At 50.4% G+C, this 18,145-nt stretch carries 15 protein-coding genes and 1 pseudogene; 6 read left to right on the top strand and 10 right to left on the bottom strand.

From position 1 onward, the window contains the following. Positions 1-68: 68 nt before the first annotated feature. Together SJI19_RS09375 and SJI19_RS09370 are read right to left on the bottom strand one after the other, a co-directional pair. Entirely contained in the window at positions 69-908 is an 840-nt protein-coding gene (locus SJI19_RS09375) for a hypothetical protein (RefSeq protein WP_323477995.1), read from the bottom strand. A gap of 221 nt (positions 909-1,129) precedes the next feature. After that, positions 1,130-1,276: pseudogene (locus SJI19_RS09370) on the bottom strand (LysE family translocator); the annotation flags it as partial. Between the two features lie 304 nt (positions 1,277-1,580). On the opposite strand from SJI19_RS09370, the gene SJI19_RS09365 reads away from it, so the two are divergent. Next, complete coding sequence (locus SJI19_RS09365; RefSeq protein WP_323477994.1) at positions 1,581-2,015, top strand: hypothetical protein; 435 nt, start codon at positions 1,581-1,583, stop codon at positions 2,013-2,015. A 141-nt stretch (positions 2,016-2,156) separates the two neighbouring features. Next, positions 2,157-2,675 (top strand): DUF1440 domain-containing protein, encoded by a 519-nt coding sequence (locus tag SJI19_RS09360; RefSeq protein WP_323477993.1) that lies wholly within the window; start codon positions 2,157-2,159, stop codon positions 2,673-2,675. A 108-nt stretch (positions 2,676-2,783) separates the two neighbouring features. Here SJI19_RS09360 and SJI19_RS09355 read toward each other — a convergent pair whose 3' ends face one another. The 3 genes from SJI19_RS09355 to SJI19_RS09345 form a co-directional block, all read right to left on the bottom strand. Then, positions 2,784-3,278, bottom strand: coding sequence for a cupin domain-containing protein (locus SJI19_RS09355; RefSeq protein WP_323477992.1), 495 nt, complete (start codon positions 3,276-3,278; stop codon positions 2,784-2,786). Positions 3,279-3,372: 94 nt separating this feature from the next. Continuing rightward, positions 3,373-4,710 (bottom strand): nitrate/sulfonate/bicarbonate ABC transporter ATP-binding protein, encoded by a 1,338-nt coding sequence (locus tag SJI19_RS09350; protein WP_323477991.1) that lies wholly within the window; start codon positions 4,708-4,710, stop codon positions 3,373-3,375. Between the two features lie 13 nt (positions 4,711-4,723). Then, positions 4,724-6,463 (bottom strand): ABC transporter permease subunit, encoded by a 1,740-nt coding sequence (locus SJI19_RS09345; protein WP_323477990.1) that lies wholly within the window; start codon positions 6,461-6,463, stop codon positions 4,724-4,726. Between the two features lie 265 nt (positions 6,464-6,728). Here SJI19_RS09345 and SJI19_RS09340 point away from each other — a divergent pair, with 265 nt between their 5' ends. Next, on the top strand, positions 6,729-8,609 hold the full coding sequence (locus tag SJI19_RS09340; RefSeq protein ID WP_323477989.1) for a KUP/HAK/KT family potassium transporter: 1,881 nt from the start codon (positions 6,729-6,731) through the stop codon (positions 8,607-8,609). A gap of 269 nt (positions 8,610-8,878) precedes the next feature. Here the strand turns inward: SJI19_RS09340 and SJI19_RS09335 are convergent, their stop codons facing one another. Beyond that, entirely contained in the window at positions 8,879-9,790 is a 912-nt protein-coding gene (locus tag SJI19_RS09335; protein ID WP_323477988.1) for an alpha/beta hydrolase, read from the bottom strand. A gap of 286 nt (positions 9,791-10,076) precedes the next feature. Between SJI19_RS09335 and SJI19_RS09330 the strand changes: the two genes are divergently transcribed. The 3 genes from SJI19_RS09330 to SJI19_RS24835 all read left to right on the top strand — a co-directional run bounded on the left by SJI19_RS09330 (position 10,077) and on the right by SJI19_RS24835 (position 12,596). Further along, positions 10,077-10,574: a ricin-type beta-trefoil lectin domain protein gene (locus SJI19_RS09330; RefSeq protein ID WP_323477987.1), complete on the top strand. Its 498-nt coding sequence runs from the start codon at positions 10,077-10,079 to the stop codon at positions 10,572-10,574. Positions 10,575-10,957: 383 nt separating this feature from the next. Continuing rightward, positions 10,958-12,262: an Nramp family divalent metal transporter gene (locus SJI19_RS09325; protein ID WP_323477986.1), complete on the top strand. Its 1,305-nt coding sequence runs from the start codon at positions 10,958-10,960 to the stop codon at positions 12,260-12,262. A gap of 13 nt (positions 12,263-12,275) precedes the next feature. Further along, complete coding sequence (locus SJI19_RS24835) at positions 12,276-12,596, top strand: hypothetical protein (RefSeq protein WP_416347525.1); 321 nt, start codon at positions 12,276-12,278, stop codon at positions 12,594-12,596. A gap of 26 nt (positions 12,597-12,622) precedes the next feature. Here the strand turns inward: SJI19_RS24835 and SJI19_RS09315 are convergent, their stop codons facing one another. From SJI19_RS09315 to SJI19_RS09300, 4 genes are all read right to left on the bottom strand, one after another. Further along, the gene (locus SJI19_RS09315) at positions 12,623-13,639 is read right to left on the bottom strand and encodes an ABC transporter permease (RefSeq protein ID WP_323477985.1); all 1,017 of its coding nucleotides are present in this window, start codon (positions 13,637-13,639) and stop codon (positions 12,623-12,625) included. Continuing rightward, on the bottom strand, positions 13,636-15,189 hold the full coding sequence (locus SJI19_RS09310; RefSeq protein WP_323477984.1) for a sugar ABC transporter ATP-binding protein: 1,554 nt from the start codon (positions 15,187-15,189) through the stop codon (positions 13,636-13,638). The genes SJI19_RS09315 and SJI19_RS09310 overlap by 4 nt, the downstream gene beginning before the upstream one ends. Before the next feature lie 193 nt (positions 15,190-15,382). After that, entirely contained in the window at positions 15,383-16,345 is a 963-nt protein-coding gene (locus SJI19_RS09305) for a sugar ABC transporter substrate-binding protein (protein ID WP_323477983.1), read from the bottom strand. A gap of 147 nt (positions 16,346-16,492) precedes the next feature. Next, positions 16,493-17,698 carry a PfkB family carbohydrate kinase gene (locus SJI19_RS09300; RefSeq protein WP_323477982.1) on the bottom strand — a complete coding sequence of 402 codons (1,206 nt, stop codon included), beginning with the start codon at positions 17,696-17,698 and terminating at the stop codon, positions 16,493-16,495. Positions 17,699-18,145: the final 447 nt, after the last annotated feature.

Here is an 18,145-nt window from a genome sequence, read left to right as displayed (position 1 = left end):
GGCAGTAAAGCGATTATCGGGCAAAAATTTTGCCCGATTCAACGAAAAAATCCGCCGCGCTTGCGCCGTCATTCCCAATATTCATATTGAGTTGCGGTACTGCGGTGTCGGTAAATAATCCCTTGAGATGAAATTTCCATTTCACGGCCATAACTTAATATGCAGTTGCCCATACTATCGTTTCTCTGGCAGGACTCTTTTTTGGTGATCTCACTTACCGGTGTGCGAGAGAATGAGAAGGAGCCCTTTTCATTACCTTTAGCATCATACTGGAAAGTGGTCTTGCCATCGGATGAGATCACCTCGGAGAATAAATCTTTCTTATCGTAATGATAAACGCTGTGATCATTGCTTAACGCATCAGACCCTCTGGCTGTGCTTTGCACCAGCCTTAGCCGAGGGTCATAATCGTAGGTGGCGGAGGTAAACCCAGGTTGGTCATTAAGGGTAAACACATCGCTGGACGAGGTGATCACCCCGTGTTTCCCGACAAAAAAATGCGTTTCACCCTGTTTATGGTTCACTAACTTCACCTGATCACCACGCCTGGCAAAAATGGCAATATCGTACACCGAGTCCCAACCACCGTCTGGCGTGCGGCGAATATGATTGGACATGCTTAGCGCGACGTTGCCTTCTGCCTTGTGGTAATCATAGGCTTCTTCCGTCAGCACGCCACAGTGATCAAATAGAATGCTGGATCGCGCTTGCTCATCGAGATCCTTGCCCAGCATGCCGCCCACCACCCTGTGGATGTTGCCCTTGGCCGTGCCACTTAGCATAATCAGGTTATTGCTGTTATTGATCATGTCTCCCGCAGCGGGACAGGCTTTTTCCTCGGCGAGCGCAGACCCCGCCAGACCGGCCAATAGCATCAGCACCGATGCGACACAAAGATTCTTAAGCATAATAATTCCCACGCGGTTCTGGTTAACCTGATTATTTCATTAAAATCAGTAAGATATATCGAAAAAATCGACTCTTACAAAGTCAAAAGTATAGGGCATTTGGTGGCTAATTGTTAGTGCTGGTTAATAACCTCACCTTCAAAATAGATCCAGCCTAGGGTCATCTTCGGCCCTCAACCATCATTTTTACCGCTAACCCGGCCAGGACGGTGGCCATAAACCAGCGCCACGCCTGTTAGCGATATCAACCCCGCCCGTTTTCCTTGGGAAATAGAGCGCGATACCAAATAGATCATGTTCGGGCCAGGTGTCAGCACCAAACCCAGCGCAATAGCAGCAAACGGGAGTAACTGTGACGCAGTGATCATCATTTTTTGTCTCCAAGATGAAGCGTACATAAGATCAGCAAGGTTAAATCCCGTAGCGCCAGGTCATAACCGACGCTGGCGCAAGTACCGAACATCGGGTGGTAAACGCCATGGAGGGTGATTAAGCGGCTCTGGTTCATCTGTACGGTATCAGTGCAGAAAAAGGCCTGTCCACCATGCCATGGCAAACCCTATATTCAACTGGATGGCGGCAGTTGGGTGCCTTATCCGCAATAGTCCACCCGGACATATTCTTACCTTCGCCCAAAACCCGGCTATAATGAGCCAAACAAATGGAGGGTCTATGGGCGAATTTGCAAGCGTGGCTAATGCATTAGCGGTGCCACCAAGGCACACATTAAAAGGGTCCCTGCGCATACCGCCAAACCAAACGCTGCTCCACCCACGGTGGGGAAAGATGTTGCTGCTAGCGGGCATGTTGGCCATCAGCGCCTGTTCATCCCATTACCAAGGCAAAGTGTGCCAAGCCAACGTACGCACCCTATCAGGGCAACCCCTGGGTACCACGCAAGCGTTGATTCTCGATAAATATACCTCGTTTCAGGTCACCCTGCCGGACAAAGAGATCGATAGCGGAACGTTGTTCACCACCGATCGCACTAAATATGTGCCTTCCGCCGTCACACCAGAAGGTTTTTTAGCCCAACGGTTATCTGATAACCGTTTTAGCATAATCAATGCACCGCAGGATCAATGGGTCAGCTATACCTGCCCATAAGCAGCGTTTTAGCTTTGTTGCCAAAAATAGTTACCAAAAATAGCTGAATCCTTTCAGCCAATATATAGTCGAAACATTAAAAGGGGAATAAACTGGTGGTGCCGGACTGATCTACTCGATGGTTCTATAAGGAATAGTTACATGAAGTGCGAAACCGTAAAGGACAAAATCATTCTCGCCATATTGCTTGGCCTGATTGCCGGTGCAATTTGCGCCATTACTAAGTTTGGTTGGGAAATCCCCTTTCCCCCCCGCACCGCAGCGCGGGATCTGATTAATCCCCCGCAGGAAATACTGCAACAACTCGGATTTTCTTTTAATTTCACCCACACCACCTATTTGTATAACGGCAGCCCTCGTCCCATCATCAGCTTTATTATGCATTTTGGCTTTTCGATTACCTTCGCCATGCTGTATTGCATCATCGCCGAATTCAAACCGGGCGTAAAACTATGGCAAGGTGCGTTCTATGGACTGGTAGTCTGGTTTGCTTTTCACGTGGTATTGCTGCCCTTATTTGGCACCGTACCCGCACCATGGCATCAGCCGCTGGCGGAACATTTTTCAGAAATCACCGGCCATATGTTCTGTTTCTGGGTAGCTGAACTTGCTCGCCGCGATCTGCGTAACCGCTTTACCGGCCAGATCGAACGCGTTTAATCCCTTCCCCTTCGGTCCGGCGTTATACAACCTGCCACCACACTCCGCCGGCAGGTCACCCATTTCTCTGCGCCAGCAGGCTCCAACACCCGGCACGATGGCAACGCGTCAACCTTTCGCCGCGTCAGGCAAACCGTCATGCGGGCCAAATTGTTGTGCCGGCGGCGCTACCCATTGATCCCGCCGGGTCTGCTCATATTCGCTATTTTTAGGGTAATGAATCCGGTTTTCCGCTTTGGCCGATTCCCCCACCACCAAGAGTCGAACCTCTTGTTCACTGTTGTTGATGAACGTATGGCAAATCCCCGTGCCGGCCGGCAACCCTACCGCATCACCCGGATTGAGCTGAAACAGCTCACCGTTGATCCAGGCGTGGGGATGACCTTCCAGCACATAGACAAACTCCTCTTCCGCACTTTCTGCGTGGGGATAAGTGGTGCGGCGCCCCGGGAGTAAACGCTCGTGATGAATGCCGATACGAGTCAGCCCCAGCGCGCGGCCCAGCGGCGCGCCAATGGACATCAGCTCCGGGCTGTCGTCAGGATAACCGGGCCGGTCCTGGGTTTCCAAGGCGCTCCAATGCTGGATAAATTCTGGTCTCATACCCTTCTCCTTATTCGCGCGCCGGCATGGTGCCAGCGTGCATTAAACCGATGGTGATCGGTTCTCTAATCAATTACTCCCATAAAACTGTAGATTAAAACTCCACATCTTCCAAACTGAAGAATTCCGTCTGGTCGTTATACGAGAATATTTCGGCATAACGTCCCCAGTTGATCACCGTATCCAGCGTCTCTTTAGCGGCACCATCGGACAAAGAATCCTCCAACTCCTGCTCGAATCTCAAGCGCGGTGCGCGGTGACCGGGGCGTTCATCAAGCACTGTTTTAATCAGCGCAGCCAGTGGCACATATAACAGCAAATGCTCGGCAAACATCACCTTGCGCGGCTGAGTATCGGACTCAGCAAACACCCGCGCAGGCGGTGTCAAAATAATATCCCCTTCACGCACATCGGCAAATCCCAGGAACTGCAAGACTTCGGCGATAGGAAACAGATCATCCACTTCCAGATGCAGTGAATGGGCAATATCCGGCATATCGGCATGACCATGATATGGTGCCCCCGCCAGGGTTTCGATCAACCCGGCAACGAGATTGGTGGAAACATGGGGCAATCGGGTACCCAGCACCAAGCCTTTTTTTACTGTATCCCCCGCCGGCCGCGTAGTCATTTTGGCGTACACATCGTCAACCAACCGGCGAAACGCCGGGTCAAGACGATGGCGAGGATGCTTAAACGGCACTTTTATCTCAGCCACCACCCGCCCAGGGTTGGAGGAGAGCACCAAGATGCGATCGCACATAAACACCGCTTCTTCGATATTATGCGTCACAATCAACACCGACTTTATCGGCATCCGTCCCTGGCTCCACAGATCCAACAGATCAGTACGCAAGGTTTCCGCCGTCAGGACATCCAGCGCCGAAAATGGCTCATCCATCAGCAGTAAGGTGGGATCAACCACCAACGCCCGGGCAAATCCCACCCGTTGGCGCATACCGCCGGACAGTTCACGGGGATACGCATTTTCAAAACCGTCCAAGCCGATAAGATCGATGGCCGCCAGTGCGCGTTTACGACGTTCCGCCGCCGCGACCCCCAAGGCTTCCAGACCCGCTTCAACGTTTTGCAACACCGTCAGCCATGGAAATAAGGCAAAGGTCTGGAATACCATAGCAATACCCTTGGCCGGCCCATCCAGCGGCTTACCAAGATAATCGACCACCCCGGCACTAGGCGTGATCAGCCCAGAAATAATGCGTAGTAGCGTAGACTTACCCGACCCGGAGCGACCCAATAAACCGACAATCTCACCCGCGCCTAGCGTCAGGTTTACATCATCTAAGATCAGCAACTCACCATGGGTTTTATTAAAACCATGACTGACCTGTTTTACCGATAAAATAGCGTTGCCAGTGGCCAACTCATTAGGACCCGCCCCAATAACTGGGGCAATGTTACAGTGTTGCATCGGGTGTTATCCTCTAATCGGCGCGAAACTTGGATTCAGCATAAGCGTACATAGGCCGCCATAGCAGGCGGTTAAATAATGTCACAAACAACGACATCACCGCGATGCCCAGAATAATCTTGGGAAAATCACCTGCGGCAGTATTTTCAGCAATATAGGCACCCAGTCCATGGGCGGTCACCTGCGTACTGCCCCATTGAACGAACTCCGCAACAATGCTGGCATTCCATGCCCCACCAGATGCGGTGATGGCCCCGGTAATATAATAGGGAAAAATGGCTGGCAACATCACTTGCCGCCACCACTGCCAACCGTGGATATGGAAATTAGCCGCCGCTTCCCGGTAATCGTTGGGAAACGCCGTCGTGCCGGCAATCACATTGAACAAAATGTACCACTGGGTACCTAGAACAATCAGCGGCGACAGCCAAATGTCCGGGTTAAGGTGGAAATGCACAATGGTGATGACAAATACCGGGAACAGCAAATTTGCCGGAAACGCCGCCAGGAACTGCGCAATCGGCTGGATTTTGCCGGCCAGGGCCGGGCGCAGACCAATCATCACCCCAAGCGGTACCCAAATAAGTGAGGAGATGAAAATCAGCACGCTCACCCGCAGTAGGGTAAAGCATCCCAGCATCAGAACATGCCAAACCTCACCAAGTGTAACCCCGGTCTTGGTATAGACCACCACCCGAGACACCACATACGCCGTCACTAGAATGGCCAGCACCACACAAATGATGTCGCCCAGGCGCGAAAGTTTTTCTCGTGGCATCACCCGGGCGTGCGGCCAATTGAGCCGAGGCAAATGCAACGGAATGCGCGCGGCCACGGCGAGCAACACGCCCAACGGTGCCAAAAGCTGATGGATCAAGCGGGTACGCCGCATCAGGTTCAGCACCCAGGAAGTCGGCGCACTGCCCGAGCGCGTATTTTCCATGCGAAACTTATCCGCCCAAGCCACCAATGGACGGAAAAGCAATTGATCATAAGCCAGAATAACCACCGCCATGGCCAGTAATACCCAGCCGACAGCATGCAAATCCTCCCGCAGAATAGCCTGGGCAAGGTAGGCGCCAATACCCGGCAGTGTAAACGAGTTATTGCCGACGGTAATGGCTTCCGACGCCACGATAAAAAACCAGCCGCCGGACATGGACATCATCATATTCCAAATGAGACCTGGCATGGAAAAGGGAACATCAAGCTTCCAAAAGCGCTGCCAGGGACTCAGGTGAAATCCGCGGGACACTTCCACCAAATCGCGCGGCACGGTGCGCAATGACTGATAAAAGCTGAATGTCATATTCCAGGCTTGGCTGGTGAATAAGGCAAAGATCGCCGCCAACTCAACCCCAAGCACCCGGCCAGGGAACAAGGCGATAAAAAACGTCACGGTAAAAGATATATAGCCGAGCACCGGCACCGATTGCAGAATATCCAGCATCGGCACCAGCACTTTTTCAGCGCGGCGACTTTTGGCAGCCAGGGTGCCATACACCAGTGTGAATAATAGCGATACCGCCATAGCCACCAACATACGCAGTGTGGTTCGCATGGCATATTCCGGCAAGTTGCCCGGATCCAGCGAGATGGCTTGGGTTTTCAGGCTGGCTATCGGCAACAGGGTTTGATGGAAACCCACACCGATCATCGCGATCAGACAAATAATCAGTGGAAACGCGATAACATCCCAGCCGTTTGGCAGTAAGCGCCAGTTGGCGGCGTTAATATTGAATCTGACGTTCATGAAGCCTCTCTTTGACCACCAGAAAACATAGTGATCTGCACCACACGGTTTTATCGCGTGAATATACGGCTATCATAAGACAGGGATATTAAACACATTATCTCTTTGTTCGATTTATTTATTTTAAAATTAATGAATCCGATTTGGATACGTTTTGCACCTTTTGGCTAGCCATAACGAGGATAACTTTTGGTTTATGGGAGAGAAAAAACACATAAAATCAATAGATAACATTCTTAACCAGATGACTTAACAGGAGCACGTAATGTCGGCCGATCCTCTTTCAGCAGCAAAAAAACCGTTCAGCATGACAATATTGGCCGGCGGAGCGCTAGGTGTGGTATTTGGAGATATCGGTACCAGTCCGCTATACACCGTGAAAACAGTCCTGTTTTTATCGGGAGAAGCACCGTCGCCAGCGGTGATGCTGGGCCTGCTATCGTTGATTTTTTGGACATTAGTTATTGTCACGTCATTGAAGTACGCGTTGTTCGCCATGCGCATCGATAACCATGGCGAGGGGGGTATCCTGTCTTTAATGTCGTTATTGGTCAATAAACAGCACACCCGGCCAATCGTACTGTTCTCCGGTCTGTTCGGCGCGGCTCTAATCTATGGTGATGGTGCCATTACACCGGCGATTTCGGTGCTTTCCGCGTTGGAGGGGCTCAATATGATCCTACCGGAATCCAAACCCTACATTTTGCCTGCTACGGTCGTGATATTGGTCATCCTATTCGCCATACAACCGCTCGGCACTGCGCGCATCGGTAAAGTGTTTGGCCCCATCATGGCGCTGTGGTTTGCCGTTATCGCCGGGTTGGGTCTCTGGGGGATAGCTCAATATCCTGCTGTACTGGTTGGGTTAAACCCACTGTACGGCATCCGGTTTCTCTTCTCTAACGGCATGGTCAGTTTTCTGGTGCTGGGCGGGGTATTTTTGTGCGTGACCGGTGCTGAAGCGCTGTATGCCGATATGGGCCATTTTGGTAAACGGCCAATCTGGCTAGCATGGTTCGGCCTGGTATTCCCCAGCCTGCTGCTTAATTATGCCGGGCAAACAGCGCTAGTTCTCTCCGGCGCGGACGCTAGCCAAAATATTTTTTTCCGACTTTGCCCACCGGCAATGCAGATCCCACTGGTAATATTAGCGACCGTGGCTACCATTATCGCCAGCCAGGCAATTATCAGTGGCGCCTTTTCTATGACCCGCCAGGCGATCCAGTTAGGCTGGCTACCGCGGCTGCGGGTGAAGCAAACCACCGAAGAGAGTTATGGCCAAATCTATATCGGTGCCATCAACTGGTTACTCATGTTCGCTACCGTATTCCTGGCAGTATTTTTCAAGTCTTCGGACAATCTGGCCGCTGCCTATGGCATTGCCGTTTCCCTCACCATGATCATGACATCCGGTTTGCTGTTTGTCGCTATGCGCGAAGTGTGGCATTGGACATTGCCGGTTAGCCTGACGGTGGCGGGTGGATTTTTCATCGTTGATTTGAGTTTTCTGGCTGCCAATTTCGCCAAGGTGCTTGACGGTGGTTATGTACCGCTGCTACTGGCCTGCGCCGTGTATGGCATCATGCTGATTTGGCACCGGGGAGCAACGGCTGCATCACGGGCTATCAGGGATAAGGTGATTCCGGTAGCTGATTTTTTGGCTGAAATTGATGCGGACTCGATACCACGGGTGCCCGGCACAGCCATATTTTTAACGCGATTACAAGATGGCACCCCACCGGTAATGAAGTGGCACGTCAAGCGCAATGGTTCACTACACACTCAAATTTTGGCCCTTAATATCGACATCGATAACGTGCCGCGCGTCGCGGCGACCGAACGGATAATCATCACCGAGCCAGTGCCTGGGTTCCGGTGCGCCATTGCACGTTATGGCTTTATGGAGCGACCGAACATCCCCGTCTTGTTGCGCGAAAATAAGATATTCTCTTCTGAGATAAACATGGATAATGCGACCTATTATTTGGGTCATGAAACCATTATCCGCCGAGAACACCCGGGTAGGTTGCCGGCCTGGCAACGCCTGATTTTTGCGTTTATGGTGCGCAACGGAATGCATGTCACCGATTACTACTACCTGCCCAGCGATCAAGTGGTGGAAATCAGCCGCCAGGTGCCGATTTAACTAAGGGGAAATGCGTGCCAATCAAGGGGATTATCTGCGTTATTCTGGTCGTTATAGGACTGACTATCATGGTTCACGAGATCACAGAAAATGCTATAGAATATTTGGACAATAAAATAGTACAAAAAATCAGTCATAAACAGAACATCCACTGGAACCTGATACCCTGCCCTGCCGATCATCACTGCCGATAATGCACTCATTGGATGTAGTGGTGCCGCGACAACATCAACAAGACTATTGTCTGGATTAACCGTTCGAACAGTCGCTTATACTGCGCGCAGCCATGCCTTATAACGCGCAGGCCATTCGATAGTGGGCGTGCCGGGTTTGCCCATGCCAAAACCGTGTCCTCCCGAGGAATAGCGATACATCTCTACCGGCACACGTTCACGCAGGCAGGCCGCCGCCATGATCAATGTGTTATGTGGATCGGATATAGGATCGTCCTCAGCCTGTACCAAAAACATCCGCGGCGTTGTGGCCGTCACAAAATTTTGAACCGACCACTGGGCATTCGCAGCAGCGGTCGCATGCGGGCCGACCAGCAGCTTATGAGTAGACGTATGACTGTAGGGCGTTTCCAGGGTGATAACTGGATAGATTAACGCCGCGCGGTCAGCATAAGCCGGCGTTTGGTCCAACGCATCGCCGGCGGGATAAGAAGAAAAATCAGAACGAGTGACGGCCATCCCCAACAGATGCCCTCCAGCCGAGAAGCCCAGCACACTAACGTACTTTTCACGACGACGGATAATGCGTAAGGCGCGCTGGGCATCCTGCAACGAGACCAGATTACCGTCCCGCCAGCTCTCGTCCGGCAGTCGGTAACTTAGCACGTAGGCCGTATACCCCAGCGCACTGAGCCAGCGAGCCGCGGGCCAGGCCTCTGACCCCATTTCGATGCGCTTATAGCCACCGCCGGCGGCAATCAATACTGACTGCCCGTTAGGGGTCTTAGGACGAAAAACGCTCAGAGATGGGCAGGTTATGTTGCTCAGCGCCCCTTTGGCCGACAACGTCTCACTGCCGGATGGCCCACCGCCGCCTGGAGGTACGCCGTTCCATAACGCAATATGACTATGTTCTCCGGGTAATGTGTTGTTCCCAACCAAGCCAGCGCTGCTTTGCGGCGCAATCATTGCCGCAGCAAAACCGATCAAAAACTGACGACGATCCATTATTATTCTGCTCCAAAACAGTTAACCGACACGTCATGACACCACAGAAAACGACGGAAAAATTGACGTCTTTTTGCGGGTTGGTAACGAAATATTTTATATACGATGATGATGTATCGGCCCGCCGGTATGCTTTGTGTACTCCCATGGCGGGTCATGTTTAACCTTGGTTAACCCCTTCTATGCTAAACATTGTGTGACGGCATCCATACGGGTCACTGCGGTAAATGTTACCGACAGCGCTCCGATACAAGCACGCTGATCTATTAATTATGTGAGGGAATACATGAAAAAAAATCGTTACACTTTGCTGATTACGCAATGTGTCGTTAGTGCTATCTGTTTACCGTTTGCCGTGGCTCAGGCTGGGGAGTTAACCGCGCGCAGCGTTGAAGGTGCGCAGGTCACCACCTTAACCACTACGGTGACAAAAGGGTCACTGAATATCGCTAATGGCCGAAATTGCCTGACTGAGAACGTGCGCGGTGTTCCGGTGCTGGCAAGCTGCCAAAACACGACAAATGCATCACCAGAAACGTCAACGGTGATCTTTATCGAGGTCACTGCCGGCAAGTGTCTCACGGACGCAGGAAATGAAGAGCCATCGCTGGCAACCTGTGACCATCAGGATAAAAAACAGCAGTGGATGGCGTTGCCCGTCGGCGGAACGGACGTTAGAAACGTAGCGTCCAACACCTGCTTAACGGCCGCTGGTCTGGATAAGCCAGTGAAAATGGCCTCGTGCAGCGGACTCCCAGGGCAATCCTGGACATTGCCACGTTGATTTATCCCGAGCGCCTTATATCCCCGGTCTTCATTCATGCCGGGGATAATAAGGCGCATTTTTTCACCTGACTCACCACCGCGTGTTTTGCAGATTCACGCCACACACGACCATAAAGTCAATTGCATGGATCGGGCGGTTAAGGATAAATACTGCCGTGCCATTAACCCCATAATGCTGCGCCACAGTATTGGCCTCGGACACTGTTGGCAGGATTTGGGGCACCATTCCCGTCCCCCTTTCATATTTTGAAACATAATGGCCGTCTTTTTGCCCAAGTTAGCGTACGCTATAGAGTATAGCCAGTGCTATATTCATCATCATCATCGAATGGACGCCAAATACACCAACAGCACGCGATCAACGCAAAGGCAGGAACGGGTATGAGTAATCTGGGTCGGGCTTCTTCTTTGACCGAGCGGACTAACGAGGCGATTGCCAATGCACTGTCTGGACGTAAGCGCGGCCTGATGACCCCGCTATTATTTATCGGACCAGCCGTTATCGCTTCAATTGCTTATATGGATCCTGGCAACTTTGCCACCAACATTCAGGCGGGATCGAAGTATGGCTATTCGCTGCTATGGGTCGTGGTGGTAGCCAACGTGATTGCCATGCTGTTTCAGGCGCTGTCGGCCAAACTTGGGATCGTTACCCAGAAAAATCTGGCGGAAATGTGCCGAGACCAATTTTCACAACCGGTGGTATGGGGCATGTGGGTGGTCAGTGAAGTGGCGGCAATGGCCACCGATTTAGCTGAGTTTTTGGGTGGAGCATTGGCCCTGTCACTGCTATTTCATTTGCCGTTAGTGGTCGGGATGGGCGTCACCGCGGTGGTCACATACGTGTTGTTAATGGTGGAAAAACGCGGTTTTCGGCCATTTGAACTGATGATTGGCAGTCTGGTCGGGTTGATTGCACTGTGCTATCTCATCCAAATGTTTATCGTTCCGGTTGACTGGGCCGCCGCGGGTATGGGGATGTTGATGCCACAATTACCGGACGCCCAGGCGCTGACGATTTCCGTCGGGATTATCGGCGCCACGGTGATGCCGCACGCCATTTTTCTGCATTCGGGCCTCACCCAGCATCGTACAAATGCCAAAAACGCCGGTGAACGACACAAACTGCTGCGGTTCTCCAATATTGAAGTGGTGCTCGCGCTGAGCGTCGCAGGATTAGTGAATATCGCGATGGTAATTATGGCCTCCAGCGCCTTTCATGCTGGTCATAGTGATGTGGCTGAAATCGAAACGGCCTACCATACGCTTACGCCATTATTAGGTGTTGGTGCGGCGGGGGTGTTTTTGCTGTCGCTGATTGCTTCCGGTATTTCTAGCTCTGTGGTCGGCACCATGGCCGGCCAGATGATCATGCAAGGTTTTGTCGGTTTCCACATTCCGGTGTGGTTGCGACGCCTGGTGACCATGGTCCCGGCATTCGTGGTGGTAGCGCTAGGGGTTAACGCCACCGATGCGTTGGTCTATAGCCAGGTGGTGCTCAGCCTGGCGCTACCAGGACCGATGATCGCACTGTTAATCTTTACCTGCCGTCGCGACATTATGGGCGAATTCGCCAATAGCCACCTGACCACCGTTATCTCGATCATCGGTGCCATTATCATTGTCACGCTCAATATCGTGCTGCTGCTGCAGTTTGCTGGTGTGGTTATTCCAGGCTTTGCCTAAAGCAAAAATGCCGATGGTGATCGTATTAACATTGCCAAGGGTTAATGACAGTAAGTCCTGCCGCTTCGAAAGGCGAGGTGTCACGGGTTGCCACACTCATCCCATTAACGGACGCGGTAGCCGCGATGTAGCCATCCGCATTACCGATGGCTTTACCTTCGGCCCTTGCCCGCGCCATGATGTCAGCATAGGCTTGAGAAGCCGCAGCATCGAACACCAATATCCGACCGGTAAACAAAGGGACGACGCACCGGAATCCTTAGTGATATTCGCCAATAGCGCCGCCCCAAGGTTAGCCACCGAGATAATCCCGATTGTACCGCTGCTCGGTTAATCAGTGTGCTCAGCGCCCTGTATCCATTATTTTTTCTGCCGTTGGCTACGATAAGTGTCCAGTACCACCGCCACAATAATCACCGCGCCGGTGATCACGCGTTTCGTGGGCTCGCTTGCCCCAATTTGGGCCAATCCTGCCGCCAATACTGAAATAATCAACGCCCCGAGAAAGGTACAAATGACCGAACCGCGCCCGCCCATTAAGCTGGTCCCCCCGATCACAACCGCAGCAATAACCTGCAGTTCCATACCAACACCGCCATTAGGATCCGCCGCCTCCAGACGGGCAACCTGGAATAATGATGCCAGGCCGGCTAATCCTCCCATCAACGCAAAAACGGCAATTTTATAACGTGCAGGATTGATACCCGACAGACGCACGGCCTCTTCATTCGTACCAATACCAATGAGATGGCGGCCAAAGATGGTTCGGGTGAGCGCCAGGTGACCCAGCAAAATCACGACGATCGCAATCAAAAATGACGGGGAGATCCCCAAGATGATCGGGTCGGCTAAATAATCAAAAATTGAACCCACGTAAGCGGTCCGTGAGTCAGTTAATTGATAAGCCGCCCCGCGCGCCATTTCCAACATGCCCAACGACACAATAAATGACGGTATCCGCCAGAAGACCGTGATAAAACCGGTGAGCGATCCCGCTAAAGTCGCCAGTACCACACCCGACAGCGCCGCTATCCAGGGATTCCAATGTAGGTTCAGGTACGTTACGCTGACAACAGCGGCGGCCAACGCCAGTAGTGAACCAACGGAAAGATCGATGCCTGCAATGATCAAGACAAAGGTCATACCTACCGACATCACCATTAAATCAGGGATCTGATTCGCAATAGTGCTAAAGGTACCTATGCTTAAAAAATGATCGCTTAGCAGGGAAAAAAGCACAATCATGCAAAGGAGTGCACCGATAAGCCCGAGGTAACTGCTCAGGCCTTGCCAAGAAGAATGAGATAACGTTTTAGTCACCGGTTGTGGATCCCTCTTATCCGGCCCACTATGTTGAGACAGTGAAGTATTCTTCATAGCATGGTTTCCCCTGTTTTTTTCTGGGTGCCGTTAAGCCGTTCTGGTTGTTGATAACCAGAAAATGCCGCCGCCAAAAGTTGGTCCTGAGTCCAGGCGCCTCGGGTGAAAATGCCCACCAATTTTCCGGCGGAAAGCACGGCAATACGGTCGCAAATTAACATTAATTCCCGCAGATCGCTGGAAACCACCACCAACCCCTTACCATTCTTGGTCAGCTCATTTAATAGCAAATAAATATCTCTTTTTGCCCCCACGTCTATTCCACGCGTAGGTTCGTCAAATAAAATAACGTCGCAATTGCGCTCCAACCAGCGGCCTATCAGGACCTTCTGCTGGTTACCACCGGACAAACTTTCTACGAGCTGCTCACTGCCTGTGGTACGAATTCCCAAACTAGTAATGTGTTTTTGTGCCAGCTGTTGTTCATGATGTACATTCACCACTGAAAAACGGCTGATCTTATTACTGTTGCCTAGGGAAATATTGACGGCAACGGATTGCGGTAATAATAGACCTTCACCCTTACGATCTTCGGTAACCAGCGCAATGCCGTGTGCAATGGCATCGGCGGGGGATCGCACCGTGACCGGTTGGAGGGGATCACCCACAGATATCTGCCCACTGTCCGTATGATCTGCACCAAAAATAGCGCGTAATAATTCCGTACGTCCCGACCCCACCAAGCCACTGATGCCTAAAATTTCGCCACAATGCAGCGTAAAAGAAACATCATTAACAATTGTCCCGCGGGTAAGATTGTCGACTTTTAATATTGGCTTGCCCTGCCGACGCCCACTGACATCAAGCGTACTTTCCAGATCACGGCCGACCATCAACGACACCAATTGGTCACTGCTGTAACGGTTTATCTTTTCGGTACACACGACATGACCATCGCGCAGGACGGTAACATCATCGGCAATCATCGCCAGTTCGTCTAAACGATGAGAAATGTAGATTAGCGAGACACCTTGCTGCTTAAATACGCGTATTTGGTTAAATAACAATTCGACTTCCCGGCTAGTCAGCATTGCCGTCGGTTCGTCTAAGATAAGGATGCGGCTTTCACCGATCATATTACGGGCAATCTCAATCATTTGCTGGTGACCCAAGCCTAATTCACCCACCAGCGTATCGGGGTCAATCATGTGCAGGCCCACCATCGCCATCACTGGCCGAGCCATCTCCCGCAGGCGTTTACGATGAATCCAGCCCGCCCAGTTCGGTAATTGATCGAGAAATAGATTTTCCGCAACGGAAAGTGTAGGAAGAAGATTGAGTTCCTGCATCACCATGCGGACCCCCATTTTTTCCGCCGCTTTGCGGTTGGCCGGTGCGTAAGGGCTGCCTTGATACACCATCGTTCCCGTGGTGGGTGTGATGAGGCCACCAATGATTTTAGATAACGTGCTTTTACCGGCTCCATTCTCACCGGTGAGCGCCATGACTTTTCCTGGGTATAATTTCAGGCTAACTGCCGTCAACACCGGTTCACTGTAGGTTTTACCGATACCCGTTATAGAAAGAATGTCGAGTTCAGGTGCCATGTTATTAAGGCTTTATCCGGTAATGGCAGTACAAAAATAGACTGCCGAAGTAAACATGATGGGATAGATGCGCTTTTTCTTATAAAACCCATGTTTTCTCCAGACTTGACGTTGCTGTAATTTACGCGGCAACGTCAAGATAGGAGGATATCCCAGCCCGTTGTATTACTTCATCGTTAATAGTGTTGAACGCTTATTGCTTAATCACGAGTTTTACCGGTGTTTCTACGCTGCTCGCCAGATCACTCTGTTTGGTATGGTTTTTCAACGCCGCCAACGCCGCATTGATACCGAAAACCGCCTGTTGCGACGCGAACTGATCGGCGGTGGCCAATACCCGGCCATCAGCCAGCATCGGTTTAATGGCTTCAATATTGTCATAACCGACGACTTGCACCTGGCCTTTTTTCCCCGCAGCGCGAACGGCGGAAACCGCACCCAATGCCATATTGTCGTTATCAGCCAATAACGCTTTAATGTTGGGATATTCGCTCAGCATCGCCGCAGCAATGGCATTTGCATTATTAATTTCCCATTGCCCAGACTGCACCGAGACAACCTTGATACCCGCCTGTGCCATGGCATCCTGATAACCTTGGGTGCGTTGCTGAGAATTAGTCGACGTTGGTATCCCTTCAATAATACCAACCTGATCGCCGGCCTTGAGATGTTTAGCTAAATAGTCACCAATATCTTTGGCGCCTTTACGGTTATCAGGACCAACAAAAGGCACATTTAGCCCTTTATCTTTCAGCACCGCGGCATCGAATTTATTATCAATATTGATAACGATAATGCCGGCATCGACCGCTTTTTTGACCACAGGAATCAGTGCTTTAGAGTCTGACGGGGCAATGATGATAGCATCTGCTTTTGACACAATCATCTGTTCAACAATCTGGATTTGATTAGCCGTATCGGTTTCGTTCTTGATACCGTTAGAAATAAGATCAAATTCATCAGCATGTTTTTTCTGGTAATCCTTGGCGCCCGTTTCCATCGTCAAGAAAAACTCATTGGCCAGTGATTTCATCACCAGGGCGATCTTAGGCTTATGCGTCTGAGCGTCAGCGGCAGAAGCGGGTAATACCATGGCAGCGGAAAAAACCAGCACCGCAGCGACACTGAGGACTCGATAAAATGGTTGATTATTCATAGAGTTATCCTTTCGAGAGTAACGATAAAGCGACAACCTTGTGTTCACCACAACGCTGTCGATCATATACCCTGCTTGATTAGCGTTGCCTTCAATCGCTCGGGTATAAATAATAAATATTCACATTATTAAGGTAAAAAAGTATTATTACTGCTGCATTCGATGATAAACCAATGAGCTATTGGGCATATTGGATGCACCTTTACGCTCTACTTTAAGGGATGCAAATGCACAGGCATATTGCACAGAATCAATTAGCTTTTTCCCGTTGGCAATACAGGCTGCCAGCGCGCCGGTAAATGCATCGCCTGCGCCGCTAGTATCAACCACCGCTGATTTATACGCTGGAATGTAAGTAAAAATAATGCCGTCGAATAATAAACAACCCTGTCCCCCCAGCGTAATGATGACGCACTTGGCGCCTTGTTCATGAATATTTTTAGCGGCTGATTTTGCTGAATCAATGTCAGTGATTACCATGCCGGATAACGCCTCAGCCTCGACTTTATTAGGTGTAATAATATCAATAAGATGCAATATTTCTTTCACCTCTGATACATAAGGCGCCGGGTTGACTAACACCAGAGCATGAACCGATTTGGCTTGCATAATCGCAAAACGGGTTATAGGGAAGTTATTTTCCAACTGTGTCAGAAATAATTTACATTTTTTGATAATATCCACATCAAACAAAATATCTTCTTGCGTGAAGGTTTCATTTGCACCCAAGTCAATGGTAATCATATTATCGCCGGTGGCATGAGAAACCCAGACAAGAGCAATACCGGTGGACGCGATCTCATTTTCAAAAATGGTAAAGGATGAAATTTCTGTATTCGCGATATATTTTCTCGCTTTTTCCGAAAATTCGTCCATTCCCAATTTTATCGCCAAATGAACATTATTATTTAACTTAGCTGCGGCTACTGCTTGATTAGTCCCTTTTCCTCCCGCGTAAAAATGGGTTGAGGAGGATCGAATGGTTTGTCCAATCCGCGGCAACATCAACGTTTCAGAGACAATATCAACATTAAAAGACCCTAAAATATAGATACTCCCATCGAGCAATCTCTCTTTTGACGAGGGGACAATCGCGGGAGCAATGCTATTTTTACCCAGCCCGCGCAAAATGGTATTCATCACAGATTTATCGAAAAGGGACTCTTCCTCCACGTCCACCAAACTTGCGCCACCATGAAAGGGCACACAGAGGGCGTGCGAACTTAATTCTTTTAAATCATTACGTATCGTTCGAGTCGTCACCTGTAAGGCCTCGGCCAACTCACCGACATAGACTTTTTTGTCCTTCACCAGCTTAACTCGAATCTCGTTTTGTCTGTCGTTTTTAGTCATCAAGTCTCACCTCGGAGGATAGAGTACTCAATGAGAATGATTTTTTATCACGTTAGCCTCATAAAAATGGCTAAAAAAGGGAAATTTCCTTTCCGATTACTTTTCAAACAATGGGTTACAAGACTGCTGATAGAGAATAAAAATATCCATATTGTGATCCAACCTAAAGATGTGTGAGCGCAACACGGGGTCATGCAACCTCGCAAGGGGGTAATCCCCCGGCTTGCTGGAAAGCGGATCGTTTGTGCCGATGACGTTGCTGCACCGCCAGCGGGCGCTGCAGTCAGGGTAAAAAACGTCTCATCAGGAAATTGACAACATTGTGCCACGGCATAGGCTTAAGCTGCTCCAGAACGGAGCAGCGGGTCATTAAACGGGACTGTTTTACTCATGCCTGTTTGACAATATTTTTTTGACAATGTTTTTTGACAATGCTTGTTTAACGAT

Origin of the sequence: Acerihabitans sp. TG2 (assembly GCF_035013185.1) — a bacterium.
Lineage (GTDB): Bacteria > Pseudomonadota > Gammaproteobacteria > Enterobacterales > Enterobacteriaceae > Acerihabitans.
The sequence above is the reverse complement of the archived record's forward strand: the minus strand, read 5'-3'. Positions and strand labels throughout refer to the sequence as shown.

What these genes read in the sequence shown, in the direction of transcription:
- SJI19_RS09375 (WP_323477995.1), bottom strand. Translation starts at nt 908, where the DNA reads ATGCTTAAGAATCTTTGTGTCGCATCGGTGCTGATGCTATTGGCCGGT.
- SJI19_RS09365 (WP_323477994.1), top strand. Translation starts at nt 1,581, where the DNA reads ATGGGCGAATTTGCAAGCGTGGCTAATGCATTAGCGGTGCCACCAAGG.
- SJI19_RS09360 (WP_323477993.1), top strand. Translation starts at nt 2,157, where the DNA reads ATGAAGTGCGAAACCGTAAAGGACAAAATCATTCTCGCCATATTGCTT.
- SJI19_RS09355 (WP_323477992.1), bottom strand. Translation starts at nt 3,278, where the DNA reads ATGAGACCAGAATTTATCCAGCATTGGAGCGCCTTGGAAACCCAGGAC.
- SJI19_RS09350 (WP_323477991.1), bottom strand. Translation starts at nt 4,710, where the DNA reads ATGCAACACTGTAACATTGCCCCAGTTATTGGGGCGGGTCCTAATGAG.
- SJI19_RS09345 (WP_323477990.1), bottom strand. Translation starts at nt 6,463, where the DNA reads ATGAACGTCAGATTCAATATTAACGCCGCCAACTGGCGCTTACTGCCA.
- SJI19_RS09340 (WP_323477989.1), top strand. Translation starts at nt 6,729, where the DNA reads ATGTCGGCCGATCCTCTTTCAGCAGCAAAAAAACCGTTCAGCATGACA.
- SJI19_RS09335 (WP_323477988.1), bottom strand. Translation starts at nt 9,790, where the DNA reads ATGGATCGTCGTCAGTTTTTGATCGGTTTTGCTGCGGCAATGATTGCG.
- SJI19_RS09330 (WP_323477987.1), top strand. Translation starts at nt 10,077, where the DNA reads ATGAAAAAAAATCGTTACACTTTGCTGATTACGCAATGTGTCGTTAGT.
- SJI19_RS09325 (WP_323477986.1), top strand. Translation starts at nt 10,958, where the DNA reads ATGAGTAATCTGGGTCGGGCTTCTTCTTTGACCGAGCGGACTAACGAG.
- SJI19_RS24835 (WP_416347525.1), top strand. Translation starts at nt 12,276, where the DNA reads ATGGTGATCGTATTAACATTGCCAAGGGTTAATGACAGTAAGTCCTGC.
- SJI19_RS09315 (WP_323477985.1), bottom strand. Translation starts at nt 13,639, where the DNA reads ATGAAGAATACTTCACTGTCTCAACATAGTGGGCCGGATAAGAGGGAT.
- SJI19_RS09310 (WP_323477984.1), bottom strand. Translation starts at nt 15,189, where the DNA reads ATGGCACCTGAACTCGACATTCTTTCTATAACGGGTATCGGTAAAACC.
- SJI19_RS09305 (WP_323477983.1), bottom strand. Translation starts at nt 16,345, where the DNA reads ATGAATAATCAACCATTTTATCGAGTCCTCAGTGTCGCTGCGGTGCTG.
- SJI19_RS09300 (WP_323477982.1), bottom strand. Translation starts at nt 17,698, where the DNA reads ATGACTAAAAACGACAGACAAAACGAGATTCGAGTTAAGCTGGTGAAG.